This window comes from Pantoea sp. SO10, from assembly GCF_005281435.1.
Classification (GTDB): Bacteria; Pseudomonadota; Gammaproteobacteria; order Enterobacterales; family Enterobacteriaceae; genus Pantoea; species Pantoea leporis.
On sequence record NZ_CP040095.1, the window covers coordinates 3,585,153 to 3,603,467 of the forward strand.

Here is an 18,315-nt window from a genome sequence, read left to right on the forward strand (position 1 = left end):
GCGGCGATGAGAGATCAACGTATGCAATGCCACAGAAGGTTAAAATTAGACTCCTTGTGACTCGATGGAATAGCTGATGGGTGTTTTACATGAGATTGTCCAAGCGCTTTGGCATCAGGATTTTGCCGCGCTCGGCAATCCGGATGTGGTTTGGATTGTCTACGGCGTGATGTTTTTAACGCTGTTTCTGGAAAACGGTTTGCTGCCCGCGTCATTCCTGCCGGGCGATAGCCTGCTGTTACTGGCGGGCGCGATGGTCGCCAAAGGTGTGATGGACTTCGTGCCGACCATTGTGATTCTGACCACGGCGGCCAGTCTCGGCTGCTGGCTCAGCTATCTGCAAGGACGCTGGCTCGGCAACACCAAACTGGTGAAAAGTTGGTTGCTGCATCTGCCCGCGCAATATCATCAGCGCGCGTGGAATATGTTTAACCGCCACGGTTTGATGGCGCTGCTGGTTGGCCGCTTCCTGGCCTTTGTGCGCACCTTACTGCCGACCATGGCCGGGATTTCCGGCTTAAACAATGGCCGCTTCCAGCTGTTTAACTGGCTGAGCGGCTTGTTGTGGGTTGGGATTGTGGTGACGCTGGGCTACGGCATCAGCCATGTGCCCTTTATCAAGCGCCATGAAGATCAGGTGATGGCGATCCTGATGATTCTGCCGATCGCGCTGCTGTTTATCGGCCTGGCCGGCAGCATTGTGGTGATCTGGAAAAAACGCCGCCAGAAACTCTCCTGATTACGACGCGGCGTCAAACGGTAAGGTTTGACGCACGCGGCTCGCCTCTTCTCCCGGCGTCACGCCGAAATAGCGCTTAAACTCACGCGAAAACTGCGATGGGCTTTCATAACCGACGCGCACCGCCGCCGCGCTGGCTTTCATGCCATCCTGCAGCATCATCAGGCGCGCCTGATGCAGGCGATAGCGCTTAAGGTATTGCAGCGGCGAGGTTTGCGTCACCGCTTTGAAGTTATGATGAAACGCTGAAACGCTCATGTTCACTTCAGCGGCCAGCATGTCGACGCTCAAACTCTCCGCGAAGTGGTTTTCGATGCGACGCAGCGCACGCGCAATCTGGCTGAACTGCGTCTGACGATTGACCAGCGACAGCAACGCGCCGCCAATCGGTCCGGTTAACACGTAATAGATGATCTCGCGCACCAGCTGCGGCCCCAGCACGCGGGCGTCGCGCGGGTTATTCATCACATCCAGCAAGCGTTCGGCCGCACACAGCATCTCTTCGCTCATGAACGCCGAATGGATGCCGGAAGTTTGTGCCTGCGGCTGGAACTGCTCGTCATCGCCGATATCCATCAGCAAATCCTGCAGGCTGGCGACATCCACGCTCAAACACATGCCGGCCAGCGGCTCCGCCAGCGTGGCTTCGGTTTCGCACTCCACCGGCAGCGGTACGGTGAGCATCAGATATTTGGTGGCGTCGTAGTGGAAAACGGTGCTGCCGAGATAGCCGGTTTTACGCCCCTGAAACAGAATCACAATGCCGGGTTGATACATCATCGGCGTACGCGGCAAGGTTTCGCAGGCATAGATCAATTTGACATTTTCTACCGCGCACAGCGGCTTATGCAGGTCATTCATCAGCGCAACCACGCGCTGCGCTAGCTGGCGGCAAAGGGCGTCGTTTGGCATGCATCTCTCTCAGGCAGCAAAAAAGTCAGTTTGCCGTAAGGCTGTGCAAAGCTCCATCATTCTGGAGAATCAGGCAAGATTCTTGCAGAAATCTATCAGGCAAAAGTGCCGCCCGCTTGCCACAATGATCCTGAGGTGAGGTTTGTTGACTAGACTTAAGCACATCTTTTCTACGGTAAGTCCCTGCAACAGATAAGGAGCAATTATGGCAGATCAACCAATTATTAAATTGCGCGACGGCAACATGATGCCGCAGCTTGGCCTCGGCGTGTGGCAAGCGAGCATTGAGGATGCGCGCAACGCCATCCTGGAAGCCCTGAAAGTCGGCTATCGCTCCATCGATACCGCCGCTATCTACAAAAATGAGGAAGCGGTTGGGCAAGCGCTGCAAGAGACCGACGTGGCGCGCGATGACATTTTTATCACCACCAAGCTGTGGAACGACGACCAGACCAACTGGCAACAGGCAATGGAAACCAGCCTGAAGAAGTTGCAGTTAGAGCAGGTGGATTTGTATCTCATGCACTGGCCGTGCCCGGAAAAAGATCACTACGTTGAAGCCTGGAAAGGCTTGATTGAGCTGCAGCAACAGGGCTTAACCAAAAGCATCGGCGTATGTAACTTCCACGAGGCGCATCTGAAGCGTTTGATCGATGAAACCGGCGTGTCGCCGGTGGTGAACCAGATCGAGCTGCATCCGATGCTGCAACAGCGCACGCTGCATGCGTGGAATGCGCTGCACCAGATTCAAACCGAATCCTGGAGCCCGCTGGCGCAAGGCGGTAAAGGCGTGTTTGATCAGGAGATTATCCGCGAACTGGCGAAGAAATATAGCAAGACGCCGGCACAAATCGTGATTCGCTGGCATCTGGATAGCGGCCTGGTGGTGATTCCGAAGTCGATTACCCCGGAACGCATTCGTGAGAATTTCCAGGTGTTTGATTTTAGGTTGGATAAAACTGAAGTGAGTGAGATCAGTAAGCTGGATAGCGGCAACCGTTTGGGACCGGATCCGGAGGCGTTTAACGGGTAGAATGGCGCGCGTTTCCCCTCACCCTAACCCTCTCCCGCAGGCGGGAGAGGGAACCGTAAGGTGCGTTTTGCTCGATCTGCTCCCTCGCCCGCTTGCGGGAGAGGGCTGGAGTGAGGGCATTAAGACGCTGAATTCACCAATAACTGCCCCGCCGTCCCGCGATCCGCCATCTCTAACGTCTGGCTGTAATAGACAAATGGGAAGTGATCCGACGAACTCTGCGGGAAGCTCACCAGCAGCTCCACGCTGCCATCAACCCAAACGGTATCTTTCCAGCCGCGATCTTCGCCCATCGGCTGCGCGCCATTGACGTTCTTAATCAGGAACATCACGCCCTGAATATGCAGCGATTGCGGGCGATCCGCGTGGATAATCCAGCGCTCGAAGGTGCCCTGCTGCACGGTGGTATCGATGCGGTTCATGTCCCACAACACGCCGTTAATGCCCGGCTCGCTATCGCCAATGCGGAATTCGCGCGTGCGCACCGCCACACCATCAAGAATCTGATCCGCCAGCAAACGCATCGGCAGATTGTCAGTCACCAGCGGCAATAAACCGGTTGGGCGTAAGCTCAGCACCAGCGTATTGGTCAGAATCGATGACGGCTCAAAAAATCCGCGCAGGCGATCCATCAAACCCGCCGCCGTTCCGGCCATGATCGAAACTTCATCGCCCTGCGACATATCCACCAGCACTTCACGACGTTCGCCGGGAGCCAGCGTCAGCAGCTGCACCGCCACCGGCGCAGGCAGGAAGCCCTGATCGCTGGCGATCACCGTAAAGGGACGATTATCGGAGAAGGTGAGATCGAAGCGGCGCGCGTTCGAGCCGTTCAGCAAACGCAAACGCACCCAGCCGCGCGACACTTCGACATAGGGATTTTGCACGCCGTTCACCAGCAGCACGTCGCCCATAAAACCGCCGCTGGAGGGCGGGTTATAAACCGGCGTGGCGAAGTTATCGAGGCGCTTGTCCTGAATAATCAGCGGGAAATCATCGACGCCATAATGCTTCGGTAGCGGCAGCGATTTATTGACGTCATCTTCCACCAGCCACATGCCGGCGAGTCCGTTGTAGACGTGCGGCGCCATGCGATTTGGCGTATTGGCGTGATACCACAATGTGCCCGCGCCCTGACGAATCGGCAGCACCGGCGCCCAATCAGCTCCGGCCGACATCATGCGCGGCGCACCGCCCATTAACGCGCCCGGCACCTGCAAACCGCTGACGGTCATCGATACCGGTTCGTTGAGGCGGTTGCTGTAAATCAGCTTCACATCGTCGCCGCTATAAACGCGCACCGTTGGGCCGAGATACATGCCGTTAAAGCCCCACACCGGCACTTTGTTGCTGTTGCCGCTGAACGACCAATGGCTGCGCTGCAAGGTGAGAAACAGCGGCTGACCGCGACGTGATTCAATCAGCGGTGGAATAGGAAGTGGCGTATCGCCCAATGGCGCGGCGGCGCGGGCGGCGAAAGGCATAGCACCGGAAGCCAGTGCGACACCGGCAGAAAGCTGAATAAACTGACGTCTGCTGCAAGACATAAAACTTCAGACCTTTTGAGCGTGGCGTGAGGACGCCGTGTCCATGTTGTTCTAATTAATGATGAGTTGCTGTGTGGCTTGAGAACGGGGCAGATGATCACCTGCCCCATTTTGGCTGCTCAGAGTTTACCGTTTTTTTCGCGTTCGGCGACTTCGGCGTTCAATTCTTCCAGTTTAGTCGACATTAATTCACGGCAGTGCGTGGCGAGCTTACGCACCGAGGTGGTAGCAAACTGCGAGGTATCGACCGGCGGCAACATCTCCACAATTACCAAACCGTTGTTCCAGCGGTTCAGCTTGATCTTGTCGTGGGTGTTGGAAACCACAATCGGGATGATTGGCACACCGGCGGCTACCGCTGCATGAAACGCACCGGTTTTGAACGGCAGCAAACCACGACCGCGGCTGCGCGTCCCTTCCGGGAACATCCAGAACGAAATGCGCTTTTTGTTGAACTGTTCCACCAACTCACCGATGGTGCCGTGCGCTTTGGAGCGGTTATCACGGTCAATCAGCAGGTTACCGGTCAGCCAGTAGAGCTGGCCAAAAAACGGAATCCACAGCAGGCTTTTCTTGCCCACGGTCACGGTGGTCGGCTGCACGATTTTAGCCGCCGTGATCATGTCGTAGTTGTTCTGGTGGTTAGCGATATAGATCGCGTTGCCATAATGCGCGGCTTCCGCCGGTTTACGCAGTTCCACTTTGAGACCAAACACCGTCGACAGACGACCGAGCAGATGGCCGAAGGTTGCGACGTGACGCGGATTACGCGGTGAAAACAGACACCAGATACAGCCAACAATACTGACCAGAATCGAATAAACAATAACAATAATTGCTCGTAAAATTAGTAACATAGATTCCTCAAATGGGGCATTCCATCGCCTGAATTACAGCGTTACTCTTCACTCGCGTCGGCTTTCGGACGCGCTGGTGCATTCACTTCTACGCTATCGATGCGTTGCAGGCCACGCGCCACGCTGCCGCGACGACCGCGCTCGGCACGCACTTTCTGCAGATCTTCATCACGCATGATCAGCTTACGTTTACCGACATATACGGTGATTGACGCGCCCGGCGGCAGAATCAGCAACCATTGTAGTTTGTCGGTGCCCGCCGCGGCTTCCGCTGCAGGAATCGAAATGATCTTGTTGCCTTTGCCTTTCGACATCTGCGGCAGATCGCCAACCGGGAACATCAACATGCGTCCGGCCTGGGTAATTGCCAGCAGCATATCATCGCCCGAATGTACCGCCATTGGCGTCATCACTTTGGCGTTTTCCGGCAGCGTCAGCAGCGCTTTACCGGCACGGTTGCGCGACACCAGATCGGCAAAGGTACAGATGAAACCGTAACCGGCGTCAGAGGCCATCAACAGCTTCTGATCGTCGGGCTCCATCAGCACCTGCTCAATCACCGCGCCCGGCGGTGGCGTCAGTTTGCCGGTGAGCGGCTCGCCCTGTCCGCGCGCGGACGGCAATGAGGTCGGATCCAGCGTGTAGCTGCGTCCGGTGGAGTCGATAAAGGCCACCGGCTGATTGCTCTTGCCGCGTGCGGCGGCCAGATAGCTGTCGCCCGCTTTGTAGCTTAAGCCCGCCGGATCGATATCGTGACCTTTGGCGCTGCGCACCCAGCCCATTTGCGACAGCACGATGGTCACCGGCTCAGCGCTCACCAGCTCGGTTTCGCTCAGCGCTTTGGCTTCTTCGCGCTCGTGCAGCGGCGAACGGCGATCGTCGCCGTAGGTTTGGCTATCGGCCAGCAGCTCTTTCTTCAGCAAATTGCTCATCTTACGCTCGGACGCCAGAATCGCCTGCAGCTGATCGCGCTCTTTTTCCAAATCCGCCTGCTCGCCGCGAATCTTCATCTCTTCCAGTTTGGCGAGATGGCGCAGTTTCAGTTCGAGAATCGCTTCGGCCTGGGTTTCGCTGATGTCAAAACGCGACATCAGCACCGGCTTCGGCTCATCCTCGGTACGGATGATGTGGATCACTTCATCAATATTGAGGAACGCCACCAGCATACCTTCAAGAATATGCAGGCGACGCAGCACGCGATCTAAACGATAGTTGAGGCGGCGCGTCACGGTATCGCGGCGATACACCAGCCATTCAGAGAGGATTTCCAGCAGGTTTTTCACCGCCGGACGGTTATCCAGTCCGATCATATTCAGGTTAACGCGGTAGCTTTTTTCCAGATCGGTGGTGGCAAACAGGTGATTCATCACCTGCTCGAGATCCACGCGATTGGAGCGCGGCACAATCACTAAACGCGTCGGGTTTTCGTGGTTGGACTCATCACGCAGATCTTCCACCATCGGCAGCTTTTTATTGCGCATCTGGTTAGCGATCTGCTCCAGCACGCGTGCGCCCGACACCTGATGCGGCAACGCGGTGATCACCACATCACCATCTTCTTTTTTCCACACCGCACGCTGACGAATCGAACCGCGACCGCTCTGATAAATCTTACGGATTTCGCTGCGTGGCGTGATGATCTCCGCTTCGGTCGGGTAATCCGGACCTTGCACAATATCCAGCAGCTCATTCAGCGTGGTTTTCGGGTTGTCGATCAGCTTGACCGCTGCTTCCGCTACTTCGCGCAGGTTATGCGGCGGAATGTCGGTCGCCATCCCCACGGCGATGCCGGTGGTGCCGTTGAGCAGAATGTTGGGCAGACGCGCCGGCAACATCTTCGGCTCCTGCAGGGTGCCGTCGAAGTTCGGGATGTAATCGGACGTGCCCTGACCGAGTTCACCCAGCAGGATTTCAGCGTATTTAGACAGGCGCGATTCGGTGTAACGCATCGCGGCGAAGGATTTTGGATCATCCGGCGCACCCCAGTTTCCCTGGCCATCCACCAGCGGATAGCGGTAGGAGAACGGCTGCGCCATCAACACCATCGCTTCATAACAGGCGCTGTCGCCGTGCGGATGGTATTTACCCAGCACGTCACCAACGGTACGCGCCGATTTTTTGAATTTAGCATTGGAATTGAGACCCAATTCCGACATGGCATACACAATACGGCGCTGCACTGGCTTGAGGCCATCGCCGATGTACGGCAGCGCGCGGTCCATGATCACGTACATGGAGTAGTTCAGGTACGCGTTTTCGGTAAACGTGTGCAGGGCAAGACGCTCTGCACCATCCTGCGTCAATTCGCTCATTCAGCTCGCATCCTCACTTCGTGGCCCGCAACGGCGGGACATCCGGCGGTCATTTGGCGAGGATATTACCTTATTCGTGCGGTTTAGTCACAGAGAAGCCCGTTCAGCAAACAGAATCGTCTTGCATTAAATAGCGTGATATTGGTTGGAAAATTAAAACGGAATGGGAGCCATGTCACAGTGAATATCGGCAATAATCTGTGAGCAACTTCGCAATTAATATCGCGAGGCAATTAGCGTATTAATGGTGTCCGCAAGCCAGGACAACATTTAGTATTGTTGCTTAGTGATTACTCTCCTAAATTCATACTCCACAAGCCCCACATTTTTGCGCGTCTGATTTCTGGCATGGAATAAATATAACCACCAATTAGCCATAAACGTTTTGCCAAAATAAGGGTGAACGAATGCAAATACTGACTTCGCGACAACACCGATTAGTAAAATTGCTGCTGCATCATGCCGCACCGCAGCCGACAAAAGAATTAGCTTTACAGCTTGGCGTGTCGGAGAAAACCATCCAGCGTGATTTGCAATGGCTGGAGAGTTGGCTTCGCGACTGGTCGCTGCAGCTGGAAAAAATGCCGGGACGCGGCATACTTCTGCGGGTAGACGATCTGCAGCAGCGTCTGCAACTGGAGCAGCAGCTTAACGGCGACGAAAGCAGTTCGGATGCGCTGAGCCACAACAGCCGACGGGTGAAGATTGCCTCGCAGCTGCTGAGTGATGCGCCACGCGCGACTTCAATCAGTAAATTGTCGGAACGCTACTTTATCAGTCATGCGTCGATCGTGAATGACCTGAAGGTGATCGAGGAGTGGCTGCAGCCGCTGGGTTTGGTGCTGCAGCGCGGCCCCGGCGGCACCCACATAGAAGGCAATGAGCAGACGTTGCGCCAGGCGATGGTGTCGCTAATTAATGATGTGATGCAGCAGAACGTCGCCGGCACGCCGCTGCTACCACGCCTCGACCCCGGCAGCCAGCAAGCGCTGGTGCACTATTTTGGCGACGAGGATGTGGCTTTTGTGCAGGCGCTGCTGCAGCAAATGGAGCAGCAGCTGAGTTATCCGTTGGGCGACGCGTGGTACCTCAATCTCTGCACCCATATTCTGATCATGATGCATCGCATGGCGCAAGGTAACGCGCTGGCGCTGGAAACCCTGACCAGCGCGCAGGATCTTGACCAGCGCATTCTGAAGATTGCCCAAAACATGGTGGTGCAGATTGAACAGCGCATGTGCTGCGCATTGCCAGCCGATGAAGTGGGTTTTATTTATCAATATATTGTCTCGTCCGGCATTGTGGTGGAAGAACGTGGAGATAATGCCCCGCTGCATAATCAATTTTCCACCGCTGAATCAGTGAAAATAACCTGTGAATTAATCGATCGCTTCGCGTCATTTATTCAGCAGGACTTAGCGCAGGACCGATTATTATTTGAAGGGTTATTAGTTCATATAAAGCCATTATTAAATCGACTCAAATATCATATTCATATTCGTAATCCGCTGCTGGAGGATATTCAGCAGGAGATGAAGGAAATATTTTCATTAACGCAACAGGCGATGCAATTAACCGCGCGCAGCCAGGGACTTTCATCAGTGGCGGATGACGAAATAGGTTATCTGTGCGTGCATTTCCAGGCAGCGCTGGAGCGACAAATCGCCCACAAACGCATTCTGGTGGTGTGCTCCAGCGGCGTGGGAACCTCGCATCTTTTGAAGAGTCGCATTCTGCGCGCCTTCCCGGATTGGGAGATTGTCGGCGTGGTTTCCGCCAGTAATCACGCGGAGTTTTGCCAGCGAGAGACGGTGGATTTGGTGATTACCACTATTCACCTCAACGCCGGAGCGGTTCCGGCGGTGTATGTCAGTGCCTTTTTTAACGATGACGATATTCGGCGGGTGACTGACGCCATGATTGGCAGCCAGCTGCCCGACGGCGCCTCCTGCGCTTTGGCTGAACATTAATTGAATGAGGATTGAACATGGATATTTCGCGCATTCTGACGCCACGCCGCGTTAACCTGGCGCTGACCGCCACCACCAAAGAGCAAGCGATTCATGAGCTCACCGATTTGCTCTACCACGACGGCGCCATCAGCGACCGCGCTGCCTTTATTGAAGACGTCTGGCTGCGGGAAGCTGAAGGTTCCACCGGCTTCGAAAATCATATCGCCATCCCGCACGGTAAATCCGCCGCGGTGAAACAAACCACGCTCGCCATCGGCCGCACCCAACACGACATTCCGTGGGAAACGCTCGATGGCAGCCAGGTGCGCTGCATCATCCTGTTCGCGGTGCGACTGGAAGATCAGAACACCACCCATATTCGCCTGTTGTCGCAGGTGGCCAGTGCGCTGGCCGATGATGAGGTGATAGCCCAACTGCTGGTGGAAAACGATGCCAGCAATATCATCCGGCTGTTTAGTCAGTACGCCGAAACCGACCTCTGTTAACACCCTAACTCTCTGAGGTGACACATGAATATCGTCTGTGTAGCGGCCTGCACGGCAGGCATCGCGCATACCTACATTGCGCGCGAAAAACTGATTAAAGGGGCCCACGCGCTGGGCCACACCATCCACGTTGAAACTCAGGGCACCATCGGCACCGAAACGGCGCTGACGCAGCAAGATATCGCCGCTGCGGACGTGGTGATCCTCGCCGTTGACGTGAAGATCAAAGGCGAGGAGCGCTTTCAGGGCAAACCCATTGTGCGAGTGAAAACCGAAGTAGTGATCAAATCACCGGTGAAATTCCTCGAAAAAGTGGCGGATTCACTGGCGCGCGCCTGAGGAGATCCATCATGAGTGACAACAAACGTCAGTACGGCCAGGAGATCAAAGGGCATTTGCTTACCGGGATCTCGTGGATGATCCCGCTGATCGTCGCCGCCGGGATCTGCATCGCGCTCGGCCAGGTGATCGGCGGGCCGGATGTCGGTAAACAGACCGGCACCCTCGCGTGGATGTTGAATCAGATCGGCGGTTGGGGCATGGGGCTGATTGTGCCGTTGATCAGCGCGGCGATTGCTTACTCGATTGCCGATCGTCCCGGCTTCGCGCCTGGCCTGATCGTCGGTTTTATCTGCGGGCAGATCGGTACCGGCTTTATCGGCGGCATCTTCGGCGGTTTTCTGGTCGGTTACACCGTGCTGCTGCTGCGCCGCACCATTAAGTTGCCGAAATCGATGCAGGGCTTGATGCCGATTATGGTGCTGCCGGTGCTGAGCACCATCATCGCCGGGCTGCTGATGATGACCTTTATCGGCCAGCCGATTGTCTGGCTGCAGAAGGCGCTGATTGCCCTGCTGGAGTCGATGCAAGGCGGTTCGAAATTTGTGATGGGCGCGATCCTCGGCGCGATGGCCACCTTCGACTTCGGCGGTCCGGTGAATAAAACCATGTCGCTGTTCGCCGACGGCATGCTGGTTGATGGCATTTACGGACCGGAAGCGGTGAAGTTTGTCGGCTCAATGATTCCGCCGTTCGGCATCACGCTCTCTTATCTGCTGAGCCGCAACAAATATACCAAAGCGGAAAAAGAGGCGCTGAAAGCCGCCTTCCCGATGGGCATCTGCATGATTACCGAAGGCGTGATTCCGATTGCAGCGCGCGACCTGTTCCGCGTGGTCGGCAGCTGCGTGGTGGCCTCCGCCATCGCCGGTGGGCTGATTATGGTGTGGGGCGTCGGCGCACCGGTGCCGCACGGCGGCATGTTTGTGGTGCCGCTGTTCACCAAACCCTGGCTGTTCTGTTTGGCACTCGGTATCGGCACCACGGTGTGCGGCGTGATGCTGTCGGTACTGAAAAAGCCGGTGACGCAGGCGGATGAAGAGTTCGATGACGTGGAAGCCCCCGGCGTCCGCGATGAAGAGATCAAATTCACTCTGGAATAAGGAGCCACCATGTTTGCCATGATGAACGACCTGATTCAGGCCGCCGCCCAACAGCGCTATGCGGTGTTAGCGATCAACTGCTTCAACCTTGAAACCGCGCGCGCCGCCATTCAGGCCGCCGAGCAGCAGCGTGCTCCGCTGATCCTCAACGTTTATCAGGGACACAGCGCGCACTTCCCGCCTGCTGTCGCGGTGCCGTTAGTGCGTGCGCTGGCCGAGACCGCCAGCGTGCCGGTGGCGCTGGCACTCGATCACGGCAAAGCCTTTCCGCTGATTGGTCAGGCGTTTCGCGCCGGTTTTACCGGCTTAATGATTGACGCCTCCTCGGAGCCGCTGGCCGAGAACATTCGCCAGACCGCCGCCGTGGTGAAAATGGCGCATACCGCCGGCGTGTGCGTCGAGGGCGAGCTAGGACATATCGCCGATGCGCCAACCTACGAACTAGCTGATGCCTCAGTGAAGATGACGCAGGTGGCCGATGTGCTGCCGTTTATCGAACAGACCGATATCGACCTGCTGGCGATCTCGGTTGGCACCGCGCACGGGCTTTATCCGGCGGGCGTGAAGCCAAAGATCGACTTTCAGCGCTTGCAGGAGTTGCAGGCGGTTTCTTCGCGACCGCTGGCGCTGCACGGCGGATCGGGCACGCCCGCTGAGGATATTCGCCGCGTCAGTGAGTTTGGCGTAGCCAAGATCAACGTCGGCGCGGCAGTGTTTGATGCCGGAAAAATGGCGGTGGAACAGGCCTTGAAGCAGCATCCTCACGCTGAGTTAGCCGATGTGCTTGGGCTGATGGAGTCCGCCTGCCGCGAAGTGGTGGCGGAGTACCTAAGCTGGTCGGGATCGGCGGGCAAGGTTTAGCCATCAGGTTGGTTGGTGTTCGCCATGAATGGCGACACAAGGTCGCATTATCAATTTCACATTCATATCCACTATCGGGTCGGCGCATGCGTCGGCTCCGGTAAACATCACGCTGAGGAAATATTAACATGTTGATTTCAATGAAAGAGATGTTGGCACCGACTCGTGAACACCGTTACGCGATTGGCGCTTTTAACGTGGCCGACAGCTGCTTTATCCGCGCGGTAGTTGAAGAAGCTGAAGCTACCCATACGCCGGCGATCATTTCCATCCATCCAAGCGAGCTGGAGTTTGTCACTGATGAGTTCTTTGGCTATGTGCGCGAACGCACGCTGAAAAGCAAAGTGCCGTTCACCATCCACCTCGATCACGGTGCGTCCATTGCTCAGGTGCTGCGCGCTATTCAATGCGGCTTTACCTCAGTGATGATCGATGGTTCATTGCTGCCTTATGAAGAGAACGTAGCGCTGACCAAAGAAGTGGTGAAACTGGCGCATGCGGTGGGCGTTTCGGTGGAAGGTGAACTCGGCACCATCGGCGATACCGGCACTTCAGTGGAAGGCGGCGTGAGTAAAGTGATCTACACCGAACCGGCGCAGGCAGAGGATTTCGTGCAGCGCACCGGTGTAGATACGCTGGCGGTAGCGATTGGCACCGCGCACGGCATCTACCCGAAAGATATGAAGCCTGAGCTGCAGATGCATATCCTCAGAGACATTGCGCAGCGCACCACTATTCCGCTGGTGCTGCACGGCGGTTCAGCAAATCCGGATGCCGAGATCGCGGAAGCGGTGACGCTGGGCGTGGGCAAAATCAATATTTCCAGCGACATGAAGTTCGCCTATTTCGCTAAGCTGCGCGAGATTCTGGCACGCGAAACCTGGTGGGATCCGAATGTGATTTATCCCGATGCCATTGCGGCGGCGAAGGAAGTCATTCGCTACAAAATGAATCTGTTTGGCGGGTTGGGTAAGGCGAGTTTGTATCGTAGTTTGTATCGTTGAGTTCTGTTATCTGGTGCGCATTATGGCGCACCAGAAACTCAGATCGCCAGGAATGGCGTCGCTACTTCGCACCTAACCATTTCTTCGTAATCTGGGCGTATTCGCCGGTGGCGGTGCTGAGATGCAGCCACTGATCAACATACAACTTCCAGCTCATATCATCGCGCGGGATCATGTAGGCCTTCTCGCCGTACTGCATCGGTTTGTCCGGATTGATGGCGCACAGCGTGGGATAATGCTGCTGCTGGAACAGCGCTTCAGACGCATCGGTGATCATCACATCTGCTTTGTTATCCACCAACTGCTGGAAAATCCCCACGTTGTCAGCCAGCTGCAGCGTTGCCTGCGGCAGATGGCTGTGCACGAAGGCTTCGTTGGTGCCGCCTGCCGGTTCGATCACGCGCACGCTCGCCTTGTTAATCTGCTCAACCGTCTGATATTTCGCTTTATCAGCACAGCGCACCAGTGGAATTTTTCCATCGATGCCGAGCGGCTGGGCAAACCAGGCGATCTGCTGACGCTTGAGGGTGACCGATACGCCGCCCAATGCGATATCACACTGCTTGGCCACAAAATCATCGCTCAGGGTTTTCCATGTGGTTGGCACCCACTGCACTTTTGCACCCAGGCTTGCTGCCAGCGATTGCGCCATGCTGATATCCAATCCTTCGTATTGGCCATCGCTGCGCAAATAGCTATATGGCTTGTAATCACCGGTGGTACAGACTTTTAAGGTTTTGCTTGCGCGGATGTCATCGAGGTGGGATTGCGCCTGAGCAGCGCCCGTCACCAGAAATAATACACTCAGTATCGCGGTTTTCATGTTTTCTTCTTTTATGGGAATTGATGTTGGTTTGCTCACGGATTGTTTCATAACCCTGCGTATTATTGCTTTTTTAGCAAAAGTGTTGTGATCAATCACGCATTTTTCTCGCTGCTGCGCGCGCGTAGAGTGTGCGGCATCAACGAGAAACGGAGCGGATGACATGAACTTTTTAATTATCGATGGTGGCAAAACCTTCGCCCATTCGAAAGGCGAACTAAACCATACCTTAACTGACGTCGCAGCCAGCCAGTTGCGCGATCTTGGTCATCAGGTGCAGATAACGATTGCTGACAGCGACTACAACGTGGCAGAAGAAGTGCAGAAATACCTCGACAGCGATGTGGTGATTTATCAAATGCCCGGCTGGTGGATGGGCGAGCCGTGGACAGTAAAAAAGTATATCGATGATGTCTTCACCGAAGGTCACGGTTCACTGTATGCCAGCGATGGCCGCACACGCAGCGATGCCGGTAAAAAATACGGCTCCGGCGGCCTGATTCAGGGTAAGAAATACATGCTGTCATTGACCTGGAACGCGCCGCTGGAAGCCTTTAACGATCCTGAGCAATTCTTTGAAGGCGTGGGCGTGGACGGTTTGTATCTGCACTTCCACAAGGCCAACCAGTTCCTCGGTATGGAAGGTTTGCCGACCTTTATCTGTAACGATGTAATTAAAATGCCGGACGTGCCGCGCGATATCGAACGTTATCGGACTCATCTCAGCCAGATCTTTGCTTAACTGTAAGCACCCAGGGAAAAGAGGAAGCACTATGTTAACCGTCGTTGCAGAAATTTGTGTCAAACCGGGCCGTCGCCAGGTGGTTTTGGATGCGATTAACCAGCTGATTCCTACCGTGCTGGAAGAAGATGGCTGTCATCAATATGACGCATTAGTTGATCATCAGGCGCAAGTGCCGTGGAAACAGAATTCACCCGATTCCATTTTCATGCTGGAGCTGTGGGAATCACTGCGTCATCTGGAGCAGCATCAGCAGATGCCACACATGGATGCGCATCGCGCGTTGATTAAAGATGAAGTGGTTGATGTGAAGATCCTGGTGCTGGAAGCGGCTAAGTAAGCCAATTTTTTCTCGTTCATCATTATGCATAAAAAAGCCCCGGTCTTTCGATCGGGGCTTTTGTTTCGCAGCTAATCAGAAATTAGTGCTGTTGTTCCTGCAGCAGGTGCTGTGGAACCATCACTTCAGCATCGCCACCGTTGTTCTGGTAAACGTTATATTCAACGCCTGCCACGGTTACGGTGCCATTTGCCTGGCTCCAGTTATTCACGTCTTCACCTTCCGGCAGGATGTCTTGCAAGGTCACTTCCTGCGCAGAATCCGAAATCATCAACTGCGTTTTACCGTTGTCAATGAACAATGAGTCTTCACTCATGGACAGAATATCCGACAGTGACATGCTCATCAGCGCTTCGTTGAATGAGTCTGGGAACATGTCGCCTGGATCGATAGGTTCTGGTGGCGTAATGTCAACGTTAACGTCGAACGATTCTGCACCGGCCACTTCATTGCCCGCCGCATCACGATAACCGAAGGAGATATGGTAGCTACCTTCAGCCAGTTTATTGGTATCCAGCGTCCATTTGCCGTTGGTCACCACCGCGCTGCCAATAATTTCGGTACGCGCCGCATCGCCATAGACCACCACTACGGTGCCGTCTTCTTTACCGGTACCGTTCAGCGTCATAACCTGACCATTGATATCCGACCCGATCGGGCGGGTAAAACCTTCTACATCAAGGAATGAACCACCGGTGTAAGTACCAGCCTGTGGTGCGGTCAGATCCACATCAAAGTTGATGCCGTCATTGATAGGGCCTTTCACACCTGAAGCGCTGACAGGTTGAACGCGGATATTATGCGCACCTTCCGTCAGGGCAGGCAGATCAATACTCCATTTACCATCAACTACGGTTGCTGAACCGATCTGTTTTTCGCCATCATAGATAATGACTTTAGAACCGTTTTCACCGGTACCGCGTACGGTTGGTGATTTGTCATCAGTGATGCCGCCATCAAGGATCTGACCAGTGATGACGCCCACGTCATCCCACAATTCGAAGTCCGTGATTTCGTCCGGCACTTTGGTATCGATAATCAGTTCAATTGGATCGGAACGATCAGAGGTGTTGCCCGCCGGATCGGTAATTTCAACCACCACGTCGTAATCACCATCACCGATTGGATCGGTTGGGGTGACTGTCCAATCACCTTTCTCGTCAACGACGCCGCTACCAATGACCTGCTCTTTGCCGTCTTTATCAATGATGATGATTTCCACAACGTCACCCGGCGTTGCACCGCCACCGGTGAACTCCGGCTGGGTTTCGTCAGTTGGCGTGCCTGGCTGGATGACGCCCTGCTCATCACCGGTGTTGTCGATAATGCCCGGAGCGACCGGTTTTTCAGGTGCAGTTAAATCCACCACGATGGTGACCGGATCTGAGAAGTCTGAACTTTTGCCAGTTTTTGGATCTTCGACTTTGATCTTCAGCTCATGAGAACCTTCTTTCAGTGGATCAAGCTCGATTTCCCATTTGCCATCTTTGCCTACGGCAGCAGAACCAATGACTTTGTCTTTATCGTAAACATAAACAATTTCACCCTCTTCACCTGAACCGCGCAGCACTGGGGTGTCATCGTTGGTTGCATCACCGCTCACCAGTGGACGCTCTTCTGCACCGTTGTTGGCGACGATCTCTTCAATCTGTGCCGGAGGCAGCGTTTGGGTATCAACAATCACAATGAACTCTTCTGATGGAGTAGAAGCAGCACCACCTTTGGAGACGGAATCTACGCGCAGCGCATGTTTGCCTTCGGCCACATCCAGTTCGTAAGACCATTGACCACGTGAGTTGGCAATAACGGTTGCAACTAATTTTTCGCCATCCCAGATACGTACAATGGAGCCGGCATCCGCTTTACCCGACAGTGACAGAGTGGTGTCGTCAGTGGTATCGCCTGATTTCAGCTGACCGGTTACGCGGCCTACGTCATCGTAAACACCTTCCAGTGAAGGCGCTTCAGGTGCAGTAGCATCCAGTTTCAGGATGAAGTTGTCTGATTTCGGACTCATACGACCGTAGCGATCCTGATACGCTACGTTGAAGATATAGGTATCATCCGTGGTCAGTTCCGGTGTGAAGGTCCAACGTCCATCACCGCCAGCGGTCACGCTGCCGATCGGTGCTGAATCAACGCCGTAAATGAAGACCAGCGATCCCGGTTTAGCCACGCCTGACAGCGTTGGGGTTTTATCATCGGTGTATTGACCCGAAGTTAAGTGATCAACATTACCTTCGTCGTCAATGACGCGCAGGATCTGTGGTGCTTCCGGAGCGCCTGCTTCGACATGCAGAATGATTGAGGTAGCGGGACCCCAGTTATTAGCGCTATCGCGAACACGCGTCTGATAGTAGTAGGTCCCATCTGGCAGTTCATCAGACTTGAAATGTAAATTGCCATCCTTATCTGCGGTAACAAGATACACTTCATTGTTCAGCGTAATTTGAACCTGTGCGAAAGGCTCGACTTTAGTTGATATCTCGATAAAGTTTTTATTAATATATTTTTCAAGAGCATTACCATGAGTACCAAAATTATTGGTATTTGCAGTCGCATCCTCAGACGGCTGCGGCTCTGCAGTTGGGCCTTCGGCCATCACTACTGCGCCCGCTTCAACTTTCACAATGAATGGCGCTGAGACTGGGCTTTCATGTTTGCCAGCATCTTTAGCCACTACGGTCAGGCTGTGTTCGCCATCAGCCAATTCTGGAGTAATGGTCCATGCCCCCATGCTATTAGCTTTGACTGAAGCAATCGGATCTTTTCCACCGTTGTCATACAGGTAAACGATCGCGTCCGGCTCCGCTACGCCTGAAATGACAGGCTTGTGTTCATCGGTAATTTCGCCCGGATTCAAATTACCTTTATTACTACCGGTGTTGTCTACCACACGCCAGATTTCTGGCGCTTCTGGAGCTTGGGTATCCAGATTTACAATGAAGGACGTTGGTGGTGCACGGTTACCCGCTTTATCGATGGTGATCAACTGCACGGTATGTAAGCCTTCGTCCCAGCCCGTTGGCGGTGTAAATGACCACTTACCATTTTCATCGATAGGTGCTTTGTAAACCACACCATCAATAAGAATCTCAACACGACCACCGGCATCTTTTAGATCGACTTGTTTATCTTTCCAACCAAAATTTTTCTCGGTAATAGTACTGATTTTCATTTCTTTAATTTCATTAATGCTGTTATTCGCCATGAATATATTCCTTTAAATATTTAGATTCGTGTTC

Annotated in this window: 16 protein-coding genes; 10 read left to right on the forward strand and 6 right to left on the reverse strand. The window is 54.4% G+C overall.

Translation table 11 applies throughout. The features are described 5' to 3' along the window. Positions 1-76 precede the first annotated feature (76 nt). Positions 77-739, forward strand: coding sequence for a DedA family protein (locus tag FCN45_RS16490; protein WP_101761796.1), 663 nt, complete (start codon positions 77-79; stop codon positions 737-739). Here the strand turns inward: FCN45_RS16490 and FCN45_RS16495 are convergent, their stop codons facing one another. Continuing rightward, positions 740-1,651: an AraC family transcriptional regulator gene (locus FCN45_RS16495; protein WP_137386539.1), complete on the reverse strand. Its 912-nt coding sequence runs from the start codon at positions 1,649-1,651 to the stop codon at positions 740-742. A gap of 205 nt (positions 1,652-1,856) precedes the next feature. Here FCN45_RS16495 and dkgA point away from each other — a divergent pair, with 205 nt between their 5' ends. After that, on the forward strand, positions 1,857-2,684 hold the full coding sequence (dkgA, locus tag FCN45_RS16500) for a 2,5-didehydrogluconate reductase DkgA (RefSeq protein ID WP_110867295.1): 828 nt from the start codon (positions 1,857-1,859) through the stop codon (positions 2,682-2,684). A 119-nt stretch (positions 2,685-2,803) separates the two neighbouring features. Here dkgA and ftsP read toward each other — a convergent pair whose 3' ends face one another. The 3 genes from ftsP to parC form a co-directional block, all read right to left on the reverse strand. Then, a complete protein-coding gene (gene ftsP / locus FCN45_RS16505; protein WP_137386540.1) occupies positions 2,804-4,231 on the reverse strand; it encodes a cell division protein FtsP in 1,428 nt (475 codons plus the stop codon). A 119-nt stretch (positions 4,232-4,350) separates the two neighbouring features. Next, positions 4,351-5,088: a 1-acylglycerol-3-phosphate O-acyltransferase gene (locus FCN45_RS16510; RefSeq protein ID WP_101763012.1), complete on the reverse strand. Its 738-nt coding sequence runs from the start codon at positions 5,086-5,088 to the stop codon at positions 4,351-4,353. 41 nt (positions 5,089-5,129) lie between these two features. Continuing rightward, positions 5,130-7,400, reverse strand: coding sequence for a DNA topoisomerase IV subunit A (gene parC, locus FCN45_RS16515; protein ID WP_137386541.1), 2,271 nt, complete (start codon positions 7,398-7,400; stop codon positions 5,130-5,132). 407 nt (positions 7,401-7,807) lie between these two features. On the opposite strand from parC, the gene FCN45_RS16520 reads away from it, so the two are divergent. From FCN45_RS16520 to FCN45_RS16545, 6 genes are all read left to right on the forward strand, one after another. After that, positions 7,808-9,370 (forward strand): transcription antiterminator, encoded by a 1,563-nt coding sequence (locus FCN45_RS16520; protein WP_137386542.1) that lies wholly within the window; start codon positions 7,808-7,810, stop codon positions 9,368-9,370. A gap of 17 nt (positions 9,371-9,387) precedes the next feature. Next, positions 9,388-9,858: a PTS sugar transporter subunit IIA gene (locus FCN45_RS16525; RefSeq protein ID WP_061720482.1), complete on the forward strand. Its 471-nt coding sequence runs from the start codon at positions 9,388-9,390 to the stop codon at positions 9,856-9,858. A 24-nt stretch (positions 9,859-9,882) separates the two neighbouring features. Further along, positions 9,883-10,197 (forward strand): PTS fructose transporter subunit IIB, encoded by a 315-nt coding sequence (locus FCN45_RS16530; RefSeq protein WP_101763009.1) that lies wholly within the window; start codon positions 9,883-9,885, stop codon positions 10,195-10,197. Positions 10,198-10,208: 11 nt separating this feature from the next. Continuing rightward, the gene (locus tag FCN45_RS16535) at positions 10,209-11,300 is read left to right on the forward strand and encodes a PTS fructose transporter subunit IIC (RefSeq protein WP_101763008.1); all 1,092 of its coding nucleotides are present in this window, start codon (positions 10,209-10,211) and stop codon (positions 11,298-11,300) included. 9 nt (positions 11,301-11,309) lie between these two features. Beyond that, complete coding sequence (locus FCN45_RS16540; RefSeq protein ID WP_101763007.1) at positions 11,310-12,161, forward strand: class II fructose-bisphosphate aldolase; 852 nt, start codon at positions 11,310-11,312, stop codon at positions 12,159-12,161. Between the two features lie 128 nt (positions 12,162-12,289). Further along, on the forward strand, positions 12,290-13,165 hold the full coding sequence (locus tag FCN45_RS16545; protein ID WP_137386543.1) for a ketose-bisphosphate aldolase: 876 nt from the start codon (positions 12,290-12,292) through the stop codon (positions 13,163-13,165). 61 nt (positions 13,166-13,226) lie between these two features. Here the strand turns inward: FCN45_RS16545 and FCN45_RS16550 are convergent, their stop codons facing one another. Then, on the reverse strand, positions 13,227-13,988 hold the full coding sequence (locus tag FCN45_RS16550; protein ID WP_137386544.1) for a transporter substrate-binding domain-containing protein: 762 nt from the start codon (positions 13,986-13,988) through the stop codon (positions 13,227-13,229). Positions 13,989-14,151: 163 nt separating this feature from the next. On the opposite strand from FCN45_RS16550, the gene FCN45_RS16555 reads away from it, so the two are divergent. Next, positions 14,152-14,730: an NAD(P)H-dependent oxidoreductase gene (locus tag FCN45_RS16555; RefSeq protein ID WP_137386545.1), complete on the forward strand. Its 579-nt coding sequence runs from the start codon at positions 14,152-14,154 to the stop codon at positions 14,728-14,730. Between the two features lie 31 nt (positions 14,731-14,761). After that, positions 14,762-15,070: a putative quinol monooxygenase gene (locus tag FCN45_RS16560; RefSeq protein ID WP_008103384.1), complete on the forward strand. Its 309-nt coding sequence runs from the start codon at positions 14,762-14,764 to the stop codon at positions 15,068-15,070. 82 nt (positions 15,071-15,152) lie between these two features. Here FCN45_RS16560 and FCN45_RS16565 read toward each other — a convergent pair whose 3' ends face one another. Beyond that, the gene (locus FCN45_RS16565) at positions 15,153-18,248 is read right to left on the reverse strand and encodes an Ig-like domain-containing protein (RefSeq protein WP_246862540.1); all 3,096 of its coding nucleotides are present in this window, start codon (positions 18,246-18,248) and stop codon (positions 15,153-15,155) included. Between the last annotated feature and the right edge of the window lie 67 nt (positions 18,249-18,315).